We start from the raw sequence: 18,722 nt of genomic DNA on the forward strand, positions 1-18,722 counted from the left end.
GCTGGTGACCTGTCGGGACCGGACCCACGGCAGATATGGGTAAATCCGGCTTGAGGTGTGCCACAGATGGATTGCTTCGTGGCTTAAGGCCCCTGCTTTTGGCGCGGCGCTCCTCGCAATGACGGGTTAGTGAGGGGGTAATGCTCCTCCTCGCCATGACGACTTGTCACGGGACAAAACCCCCACCCGTCGTCGCGAGCGCAGCGCGGCGACCCATGTCCGGCACATTACCGGCCACCTGTCGGAGTCGGGGCCACTCCCTTTTCTGATGGCAAAAAAAAAACGAAAGCCGGAGCTTTCGTCTTTTTATCCGATCCGTATCAGTGGCGGATCAGTTTACCGCATCCTTCAGCGCCTTGCCGGGCTTGAAGGCTACCGAGGTGCTGGCGGCAATCTGGATGGTTTCACCGGTTTTCGGGCTGCGGCCGGTGCGGGCAGAGCGGTGGCGCTGGGTAAAGGAGCCAAAGCCCACCAGGTTAACGCTGTCATTGTTGCCCAGGGCGGAGGTGATTTGGTCGAAGATGGCAGAGACCACTTCGCCGGCCTTTTCCTTGGTGAGATCCGCAGTATCGGCTACCGCGTCAATGAGATCGCTTTTATGCATAGTAACGTCCTTTCAACGTGTTTTTGTTATTATCGTCCCGCATTAAACCAATTGCCTTTACAGCGGTAAAGCCCCCTTGCGGGTTTGCCGCTGGTGGTGAGGCCAGCAGGCGACTGCAATTTCCGTTACAGACAACCGCAATACACCCACCGGACGACCGCTATTCGCCATGCCCACCACGTCAATCCCCGTTGATCTCGCTGCCGGACAGGCTCGCTGGTGCAGTGCCCGCACCCTGCACCTGAATCACACCGGCCCGCTCGCCTCCTGGCTGCAGCACCCCGGCTCGTTGACAGCGCGGCTGGTGGCCTGGAGCGGTGGAGCCTTTGATGTGCAGCTGTGCAGCCTGCGCTGGGGCCGGGCGCAGGCCGATGAAGCGCGGGCGCTGGGTATCGATCCGCGGGCGCGGGTACTGATCCGCGAGGTGATCCTGCGGGGGCACGGCCAGCCCTGGGTGTGGGCGCGCAGCATCCTGCCCTGGCGCTCACTGCAGGGCCCCATGCGCTGTCTCAGCAAACTGGATAACCAGCCCCTGGGTGGCTGGCTGTTCCGCCAGCCGGGCTTGGAGCGCGGGCCGTTGCAGGTGGCCCGTTTCAATACCCCCGGGGGGGAGTCGCCCGTTCTGTGGGGCAGGCGCTCGGTATTTCGCGCTTATCACAAACCGGTGTTGGTGGCTGAGGTGTTTTTACCAGAGTTTGTCGCCACTCTCAGGTAAACTGCCTGCCGTTTGTCCAACCCATCCAGCTCAACCCGGGAGACCCCAGTGACTCGCCATGACATCTGGCCAATCGTGAAAGAACGCCTGCCCCACTATATGCGGCTGACGCGCTTTGACCGTCCCATCGGTGCCCTGCTGCTGCTGTGGCCGACCCTGTGGGCACTGTGGCTGGCGGCTGAGGGGATTCCCGATATCGGGGTGCTGGTGATCTTTGTGCTGGGGGTGTTCTGCATGCGTGCCGCCGGCTGTGTCATCAATGACTTTGCCGATCGCAACTTCGACCGGCACGTGAAGCGCACTGCCCACCGCCCCCTTACCGCTGGCCATGTGTCGGTCCGGGAAGCCTGGGCACTGTTTATCGGCCTCTGCCTGGTCAGTTTTGTGCTGGTGCTGTTCACCAACCACCTGACTGTGTTGCTGTCACTGGGAGCACTGGTACTGGCCTCGTTCTACCCGTTTATGAAGCGCTACACCCACCTGCCACAACTGGTGCTGGGGGCCGCTTTCTCCTGGAGTATCCCCATGGCCTTCGCTGCCCAGACCGGCGAGGTACCCGCGCAAGCCTGGCTGCTGTATGTGGCCGCCGTGACCTGGACTGTGGTTTACGACACCTTCTATGCCATGGTGGATCGCGACGATGACCTCAAGATCGGCATCAAATCCACGGCGGTATTGTTTGCCGATATGGACCGGGTGATTACCGGCAGCCTGCAGGTCATGGTGATCCTGGCGCTGCTGCTGGTGGGCCAGCGCTACGAGCTGGGGGGCTTTTTCTACCTGGGACTGCTGGTGGCGGCGCTGCTGTTTGCCTACCAGCAATACCTGATCCGTGAGCGTCAGCGCGACCCCTGTTTCAAGGCATTTTTGAACAACAACTGGGTCGGTCTGGCGATATTTGCAGGAATATTGCTGGATTACCTGGTCTGAACTGGAAATGTCACAAAACCTTCACATAATCGTTATTTAATGTGCGCATGAAAATAGCGGCGAAGATGTGACCATGGCCCAGAAAACCATACTGATAGTTGATGACGAATCCTCCATCCGCGACATGCTGCGGGTGGCACTGGAGATGGCGGAGTACGACTGTCTGGAAGCATCGGACGCCCAAACCGCCCACAGCCTGATCATCGATCGCAAGCCCGACCTGGTGCTGCTGGACTGGATGATGCCCGGCACCAGCGGCATCGAGCTGGCCCGCCGGCTGAAGCGCGACGAGGTCACCTCCCAGACCCCCATCATTATGCTCACCGCCAAGGGCGAGGAGGATAACAAGGTGCAGGGGCTGGAAGTGGGTGCCGACGACTACATCACCAAGCCTTTCTCTCCCCGCGAGCTGGTGGCACGCCTGAAGGCGGTGCTGCGGCGAACCGATACCCTGGTGGACTCCGGCCCTATCACGGTCGAGGGATTGACCCTCGATCCGGTCAGTCACCGGGTCACCATCAATGACCAGCCGGTGCAGATGGGTCCCACCGAATACCGCCTGCTGGAGTTCTTCCTCACTCACCAGGAGCGGGTCTACAGCCGCAGCCAGCTGCTGGATCACGTCTGGGGTGGCAACGTCTACGTAGAGGAGCGGACCGTGGATGTGCACATCCGTCGCCTGCGCAAGGCATTACAGCTTGATGAGCACGACCGCTTTGTTCAGACTGTGCGTGGCGCCGGGTACCGCTTCTCCACCAAGGTGGTTGAAAGGACCGACTGAGTGCCTCCCGCCGCCCTTCCGGCAGCGCTGTAATATCCAACCGGAAACAGGACGTCATGTTGAACCGAGGCTTTAGCGCCGAGCTGCGGCGCGTGGTCACCTTTACCCTGCTGTGCGTGGTAGTGGGGCTGCTTAACGGTTACCTCACCTGGACCCTGATCATCGGCGGCGCCCTCTATATGGCGTGGATGATGTGGCAGATCCACCGGCTGGACGTGTGGCTGCAGAGCTCCCGCGACCAGAACCCGCCGGACGCAAGCGGTATCTGGGGCGATGTGTTCGACAACATCCACCGCCTGCAGAAGCGTCAGCAGCGGGAGAAAGATCGCCTCAAACAGGTGGTGCGCCGCGGTCAGGAGACCACCGCCGCCCTGCGCGAGGGCATCATCCTGCTGGACCGCTACGGCAATATCGACTGGTTCAACGGCTCTGCCGTGCAGCTGCTGCAGCTGCGCTCCCAGGACCAGGGCCACCCGCTGGTCAACTTCATCCGTCACCCGGCCTTCGTGCAGTACCTGGAGCGCAAGAACTTCGAACTGCCACTGGATCTCCCCTCCCCACACTCCGAGGCTGTACGCCTGCAGTATCAGGTCACCAATTTTGGTCTGGGTGAACACCTGGTGCTGGTGCGCGATGTCACCCGGGTGCACAAGCTGGAGCAGATGCGCAAAGACTTCGTCGCCAATGTCTCCCACGAGCTACGCACGCCGCTGACGGTGATTCTCGGTTATGTGGAGACCCTGTCCATGGCACCGGACGTGCCGGAGAAGTGGCGCAAGGCACTGGATCAGGTGGAGGCGCAGGGCAAGCGCATGAGCAGCCTGCTGAGCGATTTGATTGTGCTCTCCAAGCTGGAGACCGACGACAGCAAGACCGCCCACAAGCCGGTCATGCTCAAGCCCCTGCTGCTGCAGGTCAAAAGCGACGCCGAAGTGTTCTCCGGTGAGCGCGGCCACCAGATTTCACTCACCTGCCCCGACGACCTGCAGCTGCTGGGCAGTGACAAGGAGCTGCAGAGCGTCTTTTCCAACCTGGTACTGAATGCGGTGAAATACTCCGGTGACCACACCGCCATTCACATCAATGTGAGCCAGAGTTCACTGGGGGTGAATGTGGCGGTACGGGATGAGGGCGCCGGTATCGATCCGGTGCACCTGCCACGCCTGACCGAACGTTTCTACCGGGTCGACAACAGCCGTCACAGTGGCACCGGTGGTACCGGCCTGGGACTGGCCATCGTCAAACACGCCCTGCTGCGCCACGGCGCCAAACTGGATATCGAGAGCTATCCCGGCAAGGGCAGTACCTTTACCTGTATCTTCCCCATCCAGCGGGTGGTGGCTGCTGACGCGCCGTTGGCGTACAAAAGCCGCGCCATTCAGTCGGAGAGGTAATACTCCACCGTCGACACCACCCGGATCTTCTTGATGTGCGGGTTGTTGCGGTCCCGCTGGCTGATGCTGAACTGCCCCTGGGAGGCGCGCTTGATCTTGCCCAGCTGGCTCTGGGAATCCGAGGCAAACTTCTCCGCCACCACCCGCGCATTGCGGGTGGCCTCTTCGATCATTTCCGGCTTGATGTCGTTCAGGTGGGTAAACAGGTACTCGGTCTGGCTGCCATAGTCATTGCCGGTGAGGGCAATGCCCTGCTTGCCCAGCTGTGACAGTGAGGACATGACCGAGCGTACCGCGGCGATGTTGGCGGAGTAGACCGTCACCGTCTGCAGGGCGGTGTAGCGGAATTCGGCGCGACCGCTGTCGCCGTACTGCTGGGCCGACTTGTCGGTGATCACCGGTGCGGCAAAGGAGATCTCCTCGGCACCGATGCCGCTCTGGATCAGGAAGTCGCGAATCTTGCGGGTGTTCTGCTCGATATCGTCGTACAGCGCCGTGAGGTCATTGCTGGCAACGCTGAACTGCAGCGGCCAGATAACAATGTCCGCCGGCAGCTCCCGCTCCGCCAGCCCCTTGACCGTTACGGTGCGTTCGAACTGCCGGTAGTTGACGGCGGCGTTCCCCAGCAGATAGCCGAGCGCTGCCAGACCCAGGAATATAAACAGGCCCAGCACGAAGGCGCTGTCCTGCTCTCTCTTCCGTTTTTCCATAGTCTCCTCTCCCTGTTGCTGATTTGGCGCTGTCCGCTGCGGACCTACCGATCGGGTTCTGCGTCTGGTCGCGGTGGCAGGCTGCTGAAGAAATCCCATAACTCGCTGGCAATCTCCAGCTCGTAAGAGTTGTTACCCATCAGTTTACCCATGCGCACATGGGGGGTGGGAATGGTGTGGCCACCGCCGTTGATGCGATAGAGGCGTATCTCATCGGTGCCATTACCCCAGCGGCTGATGTCCACGCTGGTGCCGTCGTCCGCCACCTTGTCCAGGTGCGTGGTGATCACCGGCTGCTCCGCAATACCGTCCCGCTGGCGCCACCAGGCGGCGGTGGCGTCGGCACTCATCACCGTGCCGCGGGAGGCGTTGCCCATAATCTCTACCAGCCCGCCCTCATAGGGATTGATACCATCGTCGGTGCCGTTAAGGATCGCCATCGACACCGCTGGACCGGCGTTGGCGACGCAGTCGTTGTTGTCCGCTATGGGCATATTGGCCGCAATAGGGGCCACGGCGCGCACCAGGTCCGGCGTTTCCAGTGCCAGCCGGTAGGTCATGTGGCCGCCATTGGAGTGGCCGGTGACAAATACCCGCTGGCGGTCGATACCGTAGTGCTGGCTGAACCAGTCCACCATATCGCGGAAAAATTGCGGGTCGTCGATGTTCTGCACATTGGCCTGGTAATCGGCGCTCTTGCGGCAGTCGTTCCAGTGGTTGTCGAAACCCTGGGGATAGACCACCAGAAAGCCCTTCTGTTCGGCCAGTCGTTCAAAGCCGTAGCCGCTCTGCAGGCGGATATGTTCCGGGTTCCCCATGGAGCCGTGCAGGGCAAACAGCAGTGCCGGTTTGGCTGCGGGCTTCGCCGGCAGATACCAGGTGAACTGCCGCGTGATACCCGAGCTGGTCAGCGATTGTTGCAGTAACTGCCCGCTGGCCGGTGCCTCGGTGCGGGCGTAGGTATAGGCGAAGCGGTAGTGGAGTGAGGCGAGAGTGACGACCACCAGGACGGCGGCCAGCAGCAACCATTTGCGCATAATGTTCCTTGATTATCGTTATGGGCCACTCCCGGACCGGAATGGCGCCGGCTACTGTAACCCATGGCCCGGCAGCGCCCCAAGTTGTCAGCAGCGTCTTGTGCAAAGCAATGTTATTTCCGGCCCCGGGCGTGGGCAGCGGCCCATTAACTGGTACTATAGGCCGTTTTTACCCGGCACGACGGGGGCAAATGCCTGCCGACACGGGTAATTCTCCAGGACACCATTTACTGACGTTTGGTTGATAGCATGATCGATACCCGCGAATTCCGCGATGCGCTGGGCCAGTTTGCCACCGGTGTGTGCGTGGTCACCGTAACCGCCCCGGATGGCACACCCATTGGCATGACCGTAAACTCCTTTGCCTCCGTATCGCTGGAGCCGCCACTGGTGCTGTGGAGTATCCAGAACAACTCCGAGTGCCGGGAAGCTTTCAGCAACAGCGACAGCTTTGTGATCAACGTGCTGGCAGAAGACCAGCAGGCGCTCTCCAACCAGTACGCCACCCGTAATGAGCACGACCTCAAAGAGGGGCAATTCACGGTAAGCGAGCGCGGCAACGCCCTGCTCAACGACGCCCTGGTCAGCTTTGAGTGCAAGGTGTGGGCGCGATACCCCGGCGGCGATCACGAGATCCTGGTGGGTGAAGTGGTGGCACAGCAGCTGAACGCCAACGATCCCCTGCTCTTCTTTGGCGGCAAGTACGGTGCGCTGGCGCAGCAGTAAGTACCCATTGAGGCCGACAGACGGTTTGTGCCGGAAACTAAAAGGGGCTCTATAGAGCCCTTTTTACTGTTGACCCCGATGCATCCGCAGACGGGAATGTAATGTTGTTTGAGTTGCGGCCCTGCACCTGGCAGTCGTCATTCCCGTGTAGGCGGGAATCCATTGGTGATGCCGGGGGTGTTCATGGGCACCAGGAAGTCATTCCCGCGCAACCGTCACTCCCTCGCAATCGTCATTCCCTCGCAATCGTCATTCCCTCGCAATCGTCATTCCCTCGCAATCGTCATTCCCTCGCAGGCGGGAATCCAGGGCGGTATCTGGTTTTATGGATCCCCGCCTGCGCGGGGCTGACAGTAGGCGCGAGGATAACGGTTGCGCGGGGATGACAGTAGGCGCGAGGATAACGGTTGCGCGGGGATGACAGTAGGCGCGAGGATAACGGTTGCGCGGGAATGACAGTATTTTGGATATCTGTTCTGCGGCAGTGAACGCCAATGCGATCAGATCACCAGAATCCCGTCCGCTTCCACCATGGCACCCTTGGGCAGCTGCTTCACACCCACGGCAGCACGGGCGGGGTAGGGCTCGCTGAAGTACTGCGCCATCACTTCGTTCACCACCGGGAAGTTGCCCAGGTCTTCCATAAAGATGTTCAGCTTGACGATCTGCCCCAGGGAGCCACCGGCGGCCTCACACACGGCGCTGAGGTTCTTGAACATCTGGTGCGCCTGGGCGGCGAAGTCGCCTTCCACCAGCTCCATGGTTTTCGGGTCCAGGGGGATCTGGCCGGAGAGGTAAACGGTGTTGTTAACCTTTACGGCCTGGGAGTAGGTGCCGATGGCGGCAGGCGCGTTGTCGGTGCTGATGATGGCTTTGTTGGTCATGGTAAATCCTTGCTGTGTTGGTTTCTGGCCGGGCGATAGCCCTGCCATCGCCCAACCTTTTAATTCTTACTGCGGGTAATGCGGATCACCGCCGACAGGGTTTTCAGGCGGCGCATGATATTGGCCAGGTGCACACGGTTGTGCACACCGAGGCAGAAGGTGATTACCGAGTTGTGGGCATCGCGCTCGTCCACTTTTACCTGCTCGATATTGCCGCCTTGCTCGGCGATGCGGGTGGCCAGGCTGGCGATGATGCCGCGCTCGGATTCCACTTCCACCCGCACATCGGCGAGGAATTCGCCGGAGACGTTGGGGGCCCAGGCCACAGCGCTGATCTTGTCCGGGTTATCCCGCAGCTCACCGATATTGCGGCAGGTATCGCGGTGCACCACCAGCCCCTTGCCGGAGCTGACGTGGCCGATGATCGGGTCACCGGGGATCGGCCGGCAGCAGCGGGCGAAGTTGATCATCATGCCGTCGGTGGAGTCGATGGTGAGCGGCGAGTAGATGCTGGCGCTGCCGGGGGTGTCCTGCTCCTCGTGCACCAGCAGTCGCGCCACCGAATGGGCGATGCGGTTGCCGAGGCCGATGTCTTCCAGCAGCAGGTCGAGGGTGGCGCAGTTGGTGGCTTTCAGAAGCTCACCAATCTGGGCGTCGGTCAGCTCCGCCAGATTCAGTTTCAGGTCCTGCAGCGCACGGCTGAGCATACGTTTGCCCAGCTCAATGGACTCGTGGTGGCGCTGGTGCTTGAGGAAGTGACGGATACCACTGCGCGCCCGGCCGGAGGTGACGAAGTTGAGCCAGTTGGGGTTGGGTTGTGCCCCTTGCGAGGTGATGATCTGCACCTTCTGGCCGCTCTGCAGTGGCTGCGACAGCGGCGCCAGGCGATCGTTGATGCGGCAGGCCACGCAGTGGTTGCCCACATCGGTGTGTACGTAATAGGCAAAATCGACGGCGGTGGCGCCCGTGGGCAGCTCCACAATCTCGCCCTTGGGCGTAAAGACATAGACCTCGTCCGGGAACAGGTCGATCTTCACGTTCTCGATAAATTCCATGGAGTCGCCGGCGCGCTGCTGCATCTCCAGCAGCCCCTGGATCCACTGCCGCGCCCGGGCGCTGGTGCCACTGGGGATGTCAGTGCCGCCATCGGACTTATAGAGCCAGTGGGCGGCAATGCCGGAGTTGGCCATCTCGTCCATCTCGCGGGTACGGATCTGCACCTCGATGGGCACGCCGTGCATGCCCACCAGTACGGTGTGCAGCGACTGGTAGCCGTTGGCCTTGGGAATGGCGATGTAGTCCTTGAACTCGCTCACCACCGGCTTGTAGAGGTTGTGCATGGCACCGAGCACCCGGTAGCAGGTGTCCACCTTGTCGACGATGATGCGAAAGGCGTAGACGTCCATGATCTCCTTGAACGACTTCTTCTTCGCCTTCATTTTCTTGTAGATGCTGAACAGGTGCTTCTCGCGGCCGATCACCAGCGCGTCGATCTCCTCCCGTTCCAGTCGCAGCTCGATGGCGTTCTGGATCTTCTCCACCAGCTCCTTGCGGTTGCCCCGCGCCGCCTTGAGGGCCACCTGCAGGCGCTCGCTGCGCAGCGGGTGCATGGCGGCAAAGCCACGGTTCTCCAGTTCCAGACGAATGTTGTTCATGCCCAGACGCTGGGCGATGGGGGCGTAGATCTCCAGCGTCTCCTTGGCGATGCGACGCTTCTTGTCAGGTCTCAGGGCACCGAGGGTGCGCATGTTGTGCAGCCGGTCCGCCAGCTTCACCAGGATCACGCGGATATCCTTGGCCATGGCCAGCGCCATCTTCTGGAAGTTTTCCGCCTGCTTCTGGGCCTGGTTTTCGAACTCAAACTGGGTCAGCTTGCTTACGCCGTCCACCAGGTCGGCCACCGAGTCGCCGAACTGCTGCGACAGTGCATCGCGGGAGATGGTGGTGTCCTCGATCACATCGTGCAGCATGGCGGCCATCAGGCTCTGGTGATCCATGTGCATGCCGGCCAGGATATTGGCCACTTCGAGAGGATGGGTTACATAGGGTTCGCCGCTGCGTCGTTTCTGCCCGCGGTGGGCCTGCTCGGCGTAGAAATAGGCGCGCTTGACGCTGTTGATCTGCTGCGGATCGAGGTATGAGGAGAGCCGGTGGCTCAGGGACTCAAGTGTTTGCATCGGCGTCCTGTGGGTGGGGCTGACGGCGCACTGGCTGGTAGCTCAGTGCGCCCGGGATCTTCGAGCCCTCGCTGCTTACAGCTCTGGGGCAGAGTCGTCGATCACCAGTTCTTCGAAGTCATCGTGCTCTTCTTTCTGGGTGAGGATGCTGGCATCCACGTAGCCCTCTTCGATCTCGCGCAGGGCGATTACGGTGGGCTTGTCGTTCTCTTCCGGCACCATGGGGGACTTGCCACCCACAGCGATCTGGCGGGCGCGCTTGCTGCTGACCAGCACCAGTTCAAAACGGTTATCTACGTGATCGAGACAGTCTTCTACAGTAATACGTGCCATGGCGGTGATGTACCTTAATCTTCAGGGCCCCGCAGCAAGGGCCTTTGTCTACAGAGTGTTCAGAATCCGGATCTGCAACGGACACCGGGGCCGGTCCAACCGGTGCCGAAAAGGGGCGCTAGTGTACGCAAATTAACCAGTCAGGACAACAGCGAGGCCAGCAGTGCCGTGTGTCGCTGCTGCTGCTGAGCCAGCGTCAGCCGCTGGCTGCGCAGGATCGACTGGAAGTCCGCCAGCGCCACATCGAAGTTGTCGTTGATAATAACATAGTGCCCCTCGACGTAGTGGGACATTTCGCTGATGGCTTCCTGCATGCGGGCATCAATGATGCTGCTGTCGTCCTGGCCGCGACCGGTCAGGCGACGCGCCAGCTCCTCTCGTGACGGAGGCATAATAAAGACGCTGATGGTTTCCGGTAGCAGGCGGCGCACTTGCTGCGCGCCCTGCCAGTCGATCTCCAGGATCACGTCGGTGCCACTGTCCAGGGTCTCGTTCACCCAGCGGGTGGAAGTGCCGTAGAGGTTGCCGAACACCTCGGCGTGCTCCAGGAAATCACTCTCACCAATCATGGTGACGAAGGTATCGCGGTCCACAAAGTGGTAGTTGACCCCATTCTCCTCGCCGGGACGCATGGCGCGGGTGGTGTGGGAGACGGACACGCGCACATTGTCGGTGTTGTCGATCAGGGCTTTTACCAGACTGGTCTTGCCGGCGCCGGAGGGGGCAGACACCGTGTAGAGGGTACCGCGTGAGCTCATCGATCAGGGGCCTTTGGGCTGGGTCGGTGGGTGGAACATCAGGGAAAGCGAGATGATAGCAGTTTTCCCCTGCTTGGCCATCCGCCCTGCCCCCTACACCCGTCATCCCCGCGTAGACGAGGACCCATGACGCCCTACTCGTTCGTCATCCCCGCGAAAGCGGGGACCCATCGTCATCGGTTGCCGTCTGCCATGTGGTGGTTTCGTCATCCCCGCGCAGGCGGGGATCCATAGCCAGACCCACCTCACCCCCGCCGCAACCACTGCCTCAACGCCGGCCAGCGATTCACCAGCATGGCCGCAAAAATCAACCCGCAGCCCAGCATCTGCAACTGGCTCATACTCTCCCCCAGCCACACCACCGCCAGAATCGCCGTCCACACCGGCTCCAGCGTCATAATAATGGCGCTGTGGCTGGGGGGCGTCAGCCCCAGGGCATGGGTCATAATCACAAACCGCAGGCAGGTAGCGATCAGCAGGCTGGCCAAAAACCAGCCCCAGATCGCCGGTGGCTGCTGCAGATCCCAGGATTCAAACCCCAGCGCGGCCGCCCCGGTAATCAACCCGGTCAGTAGCAGCTGAATAGAAGTCAGTGGCATGGCCCCGATGTGGGTAGCCGCCTTGCTGGCGACAATGAACATAAAGCCAAGGATCAGCGCCGACAGCAGAAAGCACACCTCCGCCACGCCCAGGTGAAACTCCCCATCCAGCGACAGGCAGGCCAGCCCAACCACCGCAAACGGCAGTGCCGCATAGACATAACGCCCCGGCCGGTCGCCAAACAGCAGACTCAAAAACGGCACCATCACCACACCCAGGCAACTGAGAAACGCCCCCACACCCACGTGTTTGGTCAGCTTCAGCCCCAGCACCCAGAAGATCATCGCCACCCCAAAAATGACGCCCACCAACAGCGCTGCCCGCCACTGCACCCCGGTCAGCTGCCGCAGGGCGCCGGTACAGAAGGCCGCCAGGATCAGCCCGCCGGCGGTGAAGCGCAGTGCCATAAACACCAGCGGCGGCATGCTTGCGACCGCCTCGCGGGAGAAGATCCAGCCGCCGGCGGCTAGCAGGGTGACCAATAGAAGGAGGAGGTCGGCGCGGAGTGAGGTGTTGTGATTGGTCAATGGACGCTCATTTGGGGGGTTTGGATGTCAGGAGGTTATATAAAAGTATAACGTAGAATTTCTAAAAACTTTCAAATTATTGTTGCGTATATATGAAAAATATACGTTAATAATTTTGTTTGTATATAAACTTTTAGGTGACGAGAGAAAATGGCCAGAGAAGCTGATCGGAAAAAATTCGTAGAATTGGCAGAAAAGCGTGTCGCAAAAACCTTGAAGGATATAAGGTTAATTGGCAACTTATCTAATAAAAGCAACTATTCATACACAGACCAAGATGTTAAGAAAATATATGGGGCTCTTAAGAAGGCTCTTGATGAAATGAAAGCGCGTTTTGACAGTAAAGGCGCAAATGAGGAAGACGTGTTCAAGCTGTAGTTAGTGGATCGGAGAACAGGGAAAAGTTTATGAAATGGCATTTTTCACCCCAATTGGCGGATCAGGTCGAAACCGAGGTTACTCAGCGTGACCAGTTTAATAATGATGAAGTGGACTTAGCAGAAACCATTGTACGAGAGGCGGTACAAAATAGTCTCGATGCGGCTGTAGATGACCCTATGCGGGTAAAGGTCACTTTCCGATGGATAAGTCAAAATGAAGGGCTGGATCCCGATTTCTTTAAGGAGTTGTTTGATAAACAGCTCGATCATGCAAAAGCAGCAGATCTTGATGTTGACGACTTGGATTTTGGTCATCCTGAGGCGTTAGTTATTGAGGATTATGGAACTTCAGGATTAACGGGAAGCATTTCAGATAAAGACAATAATCATTTCAGCGATTTTTGGCGAAGGCATGGGAAATCCCATAAAACCGGGAAAAGTAGGGGTAGATGGGGACTAGGTAAATTGGTGTATTCGACCACCAGCCGTGTGGGCGTGTTTTTTGGGGTGACTGTAAGAGAAGGTGATCCGGGAAACCACTTGATGGGCCAAACGGTTCTTAATTTAAGAGTGGTTGATGGTGTTCAATACCCACCCCATGCTTTCTATTCAGATTTGGAGAATGAAGATGATCTGTATAGACGAATACCTGTACCAATAAAATCCGCAGATTTCGTTAGTAAGTTTGTTAAAAACTTCTCCCTAAGACGAGATGAGTCGCCTGGGCTTTCCGTAGTTATTCCTTTCCCCAATCAAAAATTTAATGTGGATCATATGATTGGCGTTGCCATAGGCAACTACTTTTATCCACTTATAACTGGACAGCTTGTGCTCCAGTTTAATGACATGGTCATTGACGGAAGTAATGTGCGAGAGTTTGCAAAAAAATATGCATCGAATCGTTTCCATCAAATAGATTTACTATTTGATTTTGTTGAAGAAGTTTATGCTGCAGAGCAAAGTTCCCTTCTAAAACTTAAACCAAGTTGGCTAGATGATAAGCGACTTGATCAGTATGATTTCGATCCTAATGATCTTGAAAATATAAGAGATCGATTTTCCAGTGGAAAGCTAGTAGGTGTTTCTCTCCCTGTAAAGATTAAAAGAAAAAATCCAAAAGAAGATGAAGATAGCTATTTCTCTGTTTACATAAAACGACCTGAGGAACTAACTAAAGGCCTTGATTTGTACGTCAGAGGTGGGTTGACTCTCCCTGGTGAAGCTAAGTTTAGAGACAGAAGAGCATTGGGAGCAATGATTGCAGAGCATGAACCTATATGTGCATTGCTGGGTGATGCAGAGAACGCTGCACATACTCAATGGACTACCAATACTGAAAAGTTGACAAAAAATTATAGGAATACCCAGCCTACAATTACTGTAATTAAAAAATCTGTCCAACATCTTTACGACTTGCTGGCGGAAGTTACCGAAGAAAAAGATGAAGATGCTTTGCAATCGTTCTTTTGGTTCGAAGAGCCAGATGATAAAAAAAATAAACGGAAGCGAAAAAAACCCAATCCACCAAGTCCCATTCCACCAATTCCTCCTAGCAGACCGGCATATACGATTTCTCAAATCGCAGGAGGGTTTTCTATTTCCAACGGTGAAGGGCTGACCGACACCAAGCTTCCCAAAGAGCTATCTGTAGAGGTTGCTTATGAAGTGGTTAAAGGTAATGCGTTCAAAAAGTATAACCCGCTCGATTTTAAAGTCGGGAAAGGCGGGAGTATAACGCTATCAGCAACTGAGGGGGTAAAGATTATAGTAGCACGGGAAAACACCTGGACTTTCGAGATTAGTAAGATCCCATTCAAGCTGAAGGCGCTTGGGTTTGATGAGACCCGTGATCTGAAAATTAAGACTAGTTGAGGGAGATAGTAAAGTGCAAAGGACTTTTAATTATACTGGTAGACGGCGGATAGAGCAGGATGAAGCGTTATTTAGCTTCTATGGCCCGGAAGACTTTCCTTCTTTTAATGTGGAGTTCCGTCTTAAGGAAAAGGAATTTCCTGATGAAGCAAAAATTTATGTAGAGGCATACTACAAAGAAACACGGCAAAGATACGATTTCGGAACCGTTGGCAGGATCTCTCCACCTAAGGACAGAGCACTTAGTGAAATTGATCTTTCTGGATCTACCCTTTTCAGAGTTTTGATCGTTGATGAGTCAGGTAGCAATGGCCTGCTGTTGGCAAGTGGGCACTCTTTCCGTGGGGATCAAGATCCTGACGATGATCAGAGCAGAGATAGTCTTCTTGCTGTTGTGAAAAAACCGTTAGGTCAGGTTGTTTGGCGGGTTGAGTTTGAAACTGGTGGGATGCCCGAGTTATGTCTCAACAACAACATACCAAACGCAATTGATAAGATGAAGTCAGACCCTTATTTTCAGACACTAATATTGCCAGCGGCTTTAAAGCAGATACTTATGTATTTCTTATGGAACGACGATGAAGACAGTGAAGCATCAGATAAGTGGTTAGGGTTTGCAAATTATTTTGGCGGAACTAAGCCTGAAACAAAAGATCCATCCGAGATCATGATTTGGGTTGATGAAATCGTATCCGAGTTTTCGAAAAAATTTGATCTCAATGATCGTCTTGTTGCGGTTATCAAGGAGGAGGAATGAAGGTAAGGAAACTGAACGACTACGGAGTTAGTGAGTTTTCTGGATTTATCGAAAAAAGTCGATCAGGGGTCTCACAAAACATACCCTCCTACCTATTGGAAGACGAGCGTTCCTCTGACCCATTGGATGTAACCCTTAATTTGGAAAGCATTAAGTTCAATTCTCGATATGATATGGGGGTCTATTTGAACAATGTCTTATCTGGGGTTGAGGTGAGACGATTTGTCAGTGATCCAGGATTCTGGAGTTGGCTGGCGTTATTTTGGTTTGATCAATTATGCCCGGTCGGAAAGGGTAACATTCGAAGCCCTAGCAAAGAGTACAACTATATATTGAGTAAAAATTACAATCACAGGCCACGACATGCACTATACATGACATGGCAGTTAGTAGACCGTTATGGGGAAGACGCAAAGTTCTTGTTATGCAAGGACCCATCTACGAGAGGAGAGCTTACTGAGCAAATGATGGCAAGGCAGGAGTTTCTAACCTCGGAAGGTGTAATAAGATTAGCCAGTTTTCTGTACTTTGATAACTCCACAGGAATGTTTAAAAAAGGTTCTGCGGCTAGAAAAAGCCCTGGTTGCGTTAGTCGATATGTAAACTGGCTTCAGCAATTACAAATCACTTACGACCTGTTTTCAATTTCTAAAGATGACCTGGAAAAATTGCTGCCAAGTGAGTTTGATAGATTCAGAAGTGCCTGAATAAGTTTAGTTAATAATTTTAGTAGTAGTTGAATGATGTATAACAAATTAGACCATGTTGGAGTAAGTTCTTTATCTGAACTTTCCGCTAAGCTTGAAAAATATGGTTGTGACCGAATTTTAATTAAGAAACTTGTAAAAAATAACAATGATAAAAATCAAGTTTACTTCCATCACGACGCCAGCCTATTGAATTCCATTTTTGATTTGACTTTTCATAATAGGGAGCCTAGTACCAGTAAAAAGAAGAAGGGACGGATAAAGGGTCGTTCAATTACAGAAGCGATTTTCAATAGTTATAGTTGGCTCTCTGTTGATGATGAACTTCATCAAGTGCCACACTGTAAGGGAATACTTTATCTGCAGTATCCGGAAGTGCGATTGTCTGGCTTCAGCGCTGAATCCGGATTAATGCCTGAGAGTATGAGCGTTGCATTCACAAAACAATATCCTGACAAACACCGATATCTGGCGATTGGAGCGACGCCTGAAGGGGCCGCAATAGCCGTTATATTGGCAGAACCATCAGAAGATTTTCATAAGGGCTTCGACAATCTTCCATATATGGAAAATTCGAAGATATGCAAGAAATATGAAATTAAGAAGAGCGATTCATCGCAAAAACTGAAGAGGTTGCTTCAGAAACGTATTTCGGGCAGAGATATTAAAGGTTGTCGCCTAAGTACAAGTGGCGAAACGTTACCATTTACCGGGACACAGGTTCATGGGTATACGCTTGAGCATGAGCTCGGTATAGCGACTAATGCTTCAAAAGATGGAGATATTTTTGGAATTGAATTGAAATGCTTCACGTCTCCTAAGCTTACATTGTTTACACCTGAGCCTGATGGTGGATTGTATGCAAAAAACTTTCCCGAATTTATGTGTAAATATGGCTATTTAAAGAATGAAGTGTACAGGCTTTCAGGTTTACATCGGGCGGGTCAGGTTTGCGAAAAGTCCAATTTAACATTGCAAGTAGTATGTACGCACAAAAGTGATGTCGATGAACGGCTGGGTTTCTATAACCCAAAGTTACCATTGAGTCATCAGATGAAAAACCTTCAGGTTGTTCTTTGCGATGATGATGGAGAAGTGGCTGCGAGCTGGTCGATGAATCGGCTACTTAATAATTGGGGTGTTAAACATAATGAAGCGGTTTATGTGCCGGCTAGGGTTTCCGACAATCACATTCAGGCTGAAGTTGAGGCTGGCTTTACAAGAAGAGTGTGGTTTGGAGATAAGGTTCTTTGGTGTAAAAAAACCAGCTTAGAGCTGATGATTAAGGCGATCGCCTCAGGAGTTATTTTTCTGGACCCCGCGCCGAAATATGACGCGGATAATCCAAGAAATAATAAAAGAAGGTCTCAATGGAGAATCAATAATATTTATCGGGATTCAAAGTTCCTCTATCGACAAGTTGAAGAGGTTGAACTCTGAGTTATTGTTTCAATAGTCGTGGCTTAATCAGTTTTGCTACAGCCTGGAATACGGGAACGACAACGGAGTTCCCGAATTGCTTGTAAGCCTGAGTGTCTGATACTGGAATTTTGAATTCATTTTTCTTTGGCTTGCTGAATCCCATCAGGCGAGCGCATTCTTCCGGAGTTAGCCGTCGTGGTCTGTTTTCCAGATTTCTTTTATTGCTGAAGCCTTTCTTAAAATCCCAGCCCCTGTCTACGAGGATTTCAGAGCCATCTTTATAGTAGCGAGCGGACAGTGTTCTGGCTGTATCGTTAGCACCTACAAGTCCAAATCCAAATCCATTGCCTTTTTCTTTGTGTTTGATGGCGTAGTCATGCAAGTATTGCCAAAGCTTGGGGGTAAGAATATAGCGGTCGTCCACTTCGGGAGAGAGTATGTCACCAATAGTCGGCTTTTTTCTTGGGTAATATTTTTTAATGTCTTTGAGAGTAAAGTCTTGGTGAATATTCAGGTCCTTCCTGAAGCCTACTAATACGATTCGCTCTCTGTGTTGAGGAACCCAGTGTTTGGCATCGATAATTTTGGGGTCTTGGGGGCCGGCATGATCAGCATCCGCTACCCAGTATCCAAGTTCATCCAGGGTTTCCATGATTACTTTAAAGGTTTTACCTTTGTCATGGCTTTTCAGGTTTTTAACATTCTCCAGTACAAAGGCCTTTGGCCTTTTGGCTTTAATTATTCGTGCAACATCAAAAAAGAGAGTGCCTTGGGTGTTGCACTCGAAGCCATGCGCCCTGCCTAGTGCATTTTTCTTTGATACCCCAGCAATTGAGAATGGCTGGCAAGGGAAGCCGGCTAAAAGTACGTCATGGTCAGGGATGACGTTATGGATGTGCTTATACGCCTCTGCTTCGGTTACCTCAGGATTTTCGGAAAGGGTTACGTCCCGGATGTCCTCGTTGAACGTATGGTAGTCGCCATGAGAGTAGAAGTTGGCTTTGTATGTGCGGGTGGCGAACTTGTTCCACTCGCTTGTGAAAACACACAAGCCGTTCTGATCTTCAAACCCTTTGCGGATACCGCCGATACCGGCAAACAGGTCAATAAACTTGAACTCACATGTTTCAGGGGTGACTTTTTCATCCGGAAGGAGATTGTTCAGCGCAGTGTATTCGCGGTAACTTAGCCGTGGCTCAAATTTACCTTTGGCCCACCGGTTAACAGTTTCTCTGCACCAGCTTCCTGGTGAAATATTGCTCAAGAGCTCAGCCAATGCTTTTTGATCGTATATTTCGAGAAGTCTCGAGATGAGCTCGGCATCTGTCAATTCAGCAAAACCTTCTGATGTCAGCGCCAGTTGTTCATTACTCATCTTGGTTCTCCAGGTCAATTGTGTGACATAATA

At 54.4% G+C, this 18,722-nt stretch carries 19 protein-coding genes; 10 read left to right on the plus strand and 9 right to left on the minus strand.

Features of this window, described 5'->3' with window-relative positions; all coding sequences use genetic code 11:
- Positions 1-331: 331 nt before the first annotated feature.
- Positions 332-604: an HU family DNA-binding protein gene (locus GSF27_RS10635; RefSeq protein ID WP_160968797.1), complete on the minus strand. Its 273-nt coding sequence runs from the start codon at positions 602-604 to the stop codon at positions 332-334.
- 169 nt (positions 605-773) lie between these two features.
- On the opposite strand from GSF27_RS10635, the gene GSF27_RS10640 reads away from it, so the two are divergent.
- The 4 genes from GSF27_RS10640 to phoR all read left to right on the plus strand — a co-directional run bounded on the left by GSF27_RS10640 (position 774) and on the right by phoR (position 4,424).
- On the plus strand, positions 774-1,319 hold the full coding sequence (locus GSF27_RS10640; RefSeq protein ID WP_160968799.1) for a chorismate lyase: 546 nt from the start codon (positions 774-776) through the stop codon (positions 1,317-1,319).
- A gap of 99 nt (positions 1,320-1,418) precedes the next feature.
- The gene (gene ubiA, locus GSF27_RS10645) at positions 1,419-2,249 is read left to right on the plus strand and encodes a 4-hydroxybenzoate octaprenyltransferase (protein ID WP_160969267.1); all 831 of its coding nucleotides are present in this window, start codon (positions 1,419-1,421) and stop codon (positions 2,247-2,249) included.
- A gap of 73 nt (positions 2,250-2,322) precedes the next feature.
- A complete protein-coding gene (gene phoB / locus GSF27_RS10650; RefSeq protein ID WP_160968801.1) occupies positions 2,323-3,030 on the plus strand; it encodes a phosphate regulon transcriptional regulator PhoB in 708 nt (235 codons plus the stop codon).
- Between the two features lie 56 nt (positions 3,031-3,086).
- The gene (gene phoR, locus GSF27_RS10655) at positions 3,087-4,424 is read left to right on the plus strand and encodes a phosphate regulon sensor histidine kinase PhoR (protein ID WP_160968803.1); all 1,338 of its coding nucleotides are present in this window, start codon (positions 3,087-3,089) and stop codon (positions 4,422-4,424) included.
- Here phoR and GSF27_RS10660 read toward each other — a convergent pair.
- Together GSF27_RS10660 and GSF27_RS10665 are read right to left on the minus strand one after the other, a co-directional pair.
- Complete coding sequence (locus tag GSF27_RS10660) at positions 4,409-5,134, minus strand: SIMPL domain-containing protein (RefSeq protein ID WP_160968805.1); 726 nt, start codon at positions 5,132-5,134, stop codon at positions 4,409-4,411. The two genes, phoR and GSF27_RS10660, sit on opposite strands and share 16 nt — an antisense overlap.
- A 44-nt stretch (positions 5,135-5,178) precedes the next feature.
- Positions 5,179-6,171 carry a PHB depolymerase family esterase gene (locus GSF27_RS10665; RefSeq protein WP_160968807.1) on the minus strand — a complete coding sequence of 331 codons (993 nt, stop codon included), beginning with the start codon at positions 6,169-6,171 and terminating at the stop codon, positions 5,179-5,181.
- Between the two features lie 249 nt (positions 6,172-6,420).
- Here GSF27_RS10665 and GSF27_RS10670 point away from each other — a divergent pair, with 249 nt between their 5' ends.
- Entirely contained in the window at positions 6,421-6,897 is a 477-nt protein-coding gene (locus tag GSF27_RS10670) for a flavin reductase family protein (protein WP_160968809.1), read from the plus strand.
- A gap of 500 nt (positions 6,898-7,397) precedes the next feature.
- Here GSF27_RS10670 and GSF27_RS10675 read toward each other — a convergent pair whose 3' ends face one another.
- The 5 genes from GSF27_RS10675 to GSF27_RS10695 form a co-directional block, all read right to left on the minus strand.
- Entirely contained in the window at positions 7,398-7,781 is a 384-nt protein-coding gene (locus GSF27_RS10675; RefSeq protein ID WP_160968811.1) for a RidA family protein, read from the minus strand.
- Positions 7,782-7,840: 59 nt separating this feature from the next.
- The gene (gene spoT, locus GSF27_RS10680) at positions 7,841-9,958 is read right to left on the minus strand and encodes a bifunctional GTP diphosphokinase/guanosine-3',5'-bis pyrophosphate 3'-pyrophosphohydrolase (RefSeq protein WP_160968813.1); all 2,118 of its coding nucleotides are present in this window, start codon (positions 9,956-9,958) and stop codon (positions 7,841-7,843) included.
- A 75-nt stretch (positions 9,959-10,033) separates the two neighbouring features.
- On the minus strand, positions 10,034-10,291 hold the full coding sequence (rpoZ, locus tag GSF27_RS10685; RefSeq protein ID WP_160968815.1) for a DNA-directed RNA polymerase subunit omega: 258 nt from the start codon (positions 10,289-10,291) through the stop codon (positions 10,034-10,036).
- 140 nt (positions 10,292-10,431) lie between these two features.
- Positions 10,432-11,049: a guanylate kinase gene (gene gmk, locus GSF27_RS10690; protein ID WP_160968817.1), complete on the minus strand. Its 618-nt coding sequence runs from the start codon at positions 11,047-11,049 to the stop codon at positions 10,432-10,434.
- Between the two features lie 245 nt (positions 11,050-11,294).
- Positions 11,295-12,176: a DMT family transporter gene (locus GSF27_RS10695; RefSeq protein WP_202410404.1), complete on the minus strand. Its 882-nt coding sequence runs from the start codon at positions 12,174-12,176 to the stop codon at positions 11,295-11,297.
- Between the two features lie 150 nt (positions 12,177-12,326).
- Between GSF27_RS10695 and GSF27_RS10700 the strand changes: the two genes are divergently transcribed.
- Genes GSF27_RS10700 through GSF27_RS10720 form a run of 5 tightly spaced genes read left to right on the plus strand, consistent with a single transcriptional unit; the run spans position 12,327 to position 17,332 of the window.
- On the plus strand, positions 12,327-12,554 hold the full coding sequence (locus GSF27_RS10700) for a hypothetical protein (protein WP_160968819.1): 228 nt from the start codon (positions 12,327-12,329) through the stop codon (positions 12,552-12,554).
- A 29-nt stretch (positions 12,555-12,583) separates the two neighbouring features.
- Positions 12,584-14,428 (plus strand): hypothetical protein, encoded by a 1,845-nt coding sequence (locus GSF27_RS10705; protein WP_160968821.1) that lies wholly within the window; start codon positions 12,584-12,586, stop codon positions 14,426-14,428.
- A 13-nt stretch (positions 14,429-14,441) separates the two neighbouring features.
- The gene (locus tag GSF27_RS10710) at positions 14,442-15,185 is read left to right on the plus strand and encodes a hypothetical protein (protein WP_160968823.1); all 744 of its coding nucleotides are present in this window, start codon (positions 14,442-14,444) and stop codon (positions 15,183-15,185) included.
- Positions 15,182-15,892 (plus strand): hypothetical protein, encoded by a 711-nt coding sequence (locus tag GSF27_RS10715; RefSeq protein WP_160968825.1) that lies wholly within the window; start codon positions 15,182-15,184, stop codon positions 15,890-15,892. The genes GSF27_RS10710 and GSF27_RS10715 overlap by 4 nt, the downstream gene beginning before the upstream one ends.
- 33 nt (positions 15,893-15,925) lie before the next feature.
- Positions 15,926-17,332, plus strand: coding sequence for an MvaI/BcnI family restriction endonuclease (locus GSF27_RS10720; RefSeq protein ID WP_202410405.1), 1,407 nt, complete (start codon positions 15,926-15,928; stop codon positions 17,330-17,332).
- 1 nt (position 17,333) lies between these two features.
- On the opposite strand, the gene dcm is transcribed toward GSF27_RS10720, so the two are convergent.
- Positions 17,334-18,689, minus strand: a complete 1,356-nt coding sequence (gene dcm / locus GSF27_RS10725; RefSeq protein WP_160968827.1) for a DNA (cytosine-5-)-methyltransferase — start codon at positions 18,687-18,689, stop codon at positions 17,334-17,336.
- Positions 18,690-18,722: the final 33 nt, after the last annotated feature.

The organism is Pseudomaricurvus sp. HS19 (assembly GCF_009857815.1).
GTDB lineage: Bacteria > Pseudomonadota > Gammaproteobacteria > Pseudomonadales > Cellvibrionaceae > Pseudomaricurvus.

Excerpts from the sequence above, each read along its gene's own strand:
- GSF27_RS10635 (WP_160968797.1), bottom strand. The coding sequence starts at position 604 with ATGCATAAAAGCGATCTCATTGACGCGGTAGCCGATACTGCGGATCTC.
- GSF27_RS10640 (WP_160968799.1), top strand. The coding sequence starts at position 774 with ATGCCCACCACGTCAATCCCCGTTGATCTCGCTGCCGGACAGGCTCGC.
- ubiA (WP_160969267.1), top strand. The coding sequence starts at position 1,419 with ATGCGGCTGACGCGCTTTGACCGTCCCATCGGTGCCCTGCTGCTGCTG.
- phoB (WP_160968801.1), top strand. The coding sequence starts at position 2,323 with ATGGCCCAGAAAACCATACTGATAGTTGATGACGAATCCTCCATCCGC.
- phoR (WP_160968803.1), top strand. The coding sequence starts at position 3,087 with ATGTTGAACCGAGGCTTTAGCGCCGAGCTGCGGCGCGTGGTCACCTTT.
- GSF27_RS10660 (WP_160968805.1), bottom strand. The coding sequence starts at position 5,134 with ATGGAAAAACGGAAGAGAGAGCAGGACAGCGCCTTCGTGCTGGGCCTG.
- GSF27_RS10665 (WP_160968807.1), bottom strand. The coding sequence starts at position 6,171 with ATGCGCAAATGGTTGCTGCTGGCCGCCGTCCTGGTGGTCGTCACTCTC.
- GSF27_RS10670 (WP_160968809.1), top strand. The coding sequence starts at position 6,421 with ATGATCGATACCCGCGAATTCCGCGATGCGCTGGGCCAGTTTGCCACC.
- GSF27_RS10675 (WP_160968811.1), bottom strand. The coding sequence starts at position 7,781 with ATGACCAACAAAGCCATCATCAGCACCGACAACGCGCCTGCCGCCATC.
- spoT (WP_160968813.1), bottom strand. The coding sequence starts at position 9,958 with ATGCAAACACTTGAGTCCCTGAGCCACCGGCTCTCCTCATACCTCGAT.
- rpoZ (WP_160968815.1), bottom strand. The coding sequence starts at position 10,291 with ATGGCACGTATTACTGTAGAAGACTGTCTCGATCACGTAGATAACCGT.
- gmk (WP_160968817.1), bottom strand. The coding sequence starts at position 11,049 with ATGAGCTCACGCGGTACCCTCTACACGGTGTCTGCCCCCTCCGGCGCC.
- GSF27_RS10700 (WP_160968819.1), top strand. The coding sequence starts at position 12,327 with ATGGCCAGAGAAGCTGATCGGAAAAAATTCGTAGAATTGGCAGAAAAG.
- GSF27_RS10705 (WP_160968821.1), top strand. The coding sequence starts at position 12,584 with ATGAAATGGCATTTTTCACCCCAATTGGCGGATCAGGTCGAAACCGAG.
- GSF27_RS10715 (WP_160968825.1), top strand. The coding sequence starts at position 15,182 with ATGAAGGTAAGGAAACTGAACGACTACGGAGTTAGTGAGTTTTCTGGA.
- GSF27_RS10720 (WP_202410405.1), top strand. The coding sequence starts at position 15,926 with ATGATGTATAACAAATTAGACCATGTTGGAGTAAGTTCTTTATCTGAA.
- dcm (WP_160968827.1), bottom strand. The coding sequence starts at position 18,689 with ATGAGTAATGAACAACTGGCGCTGACATCAGAAGGTTTTGCTGAATTG.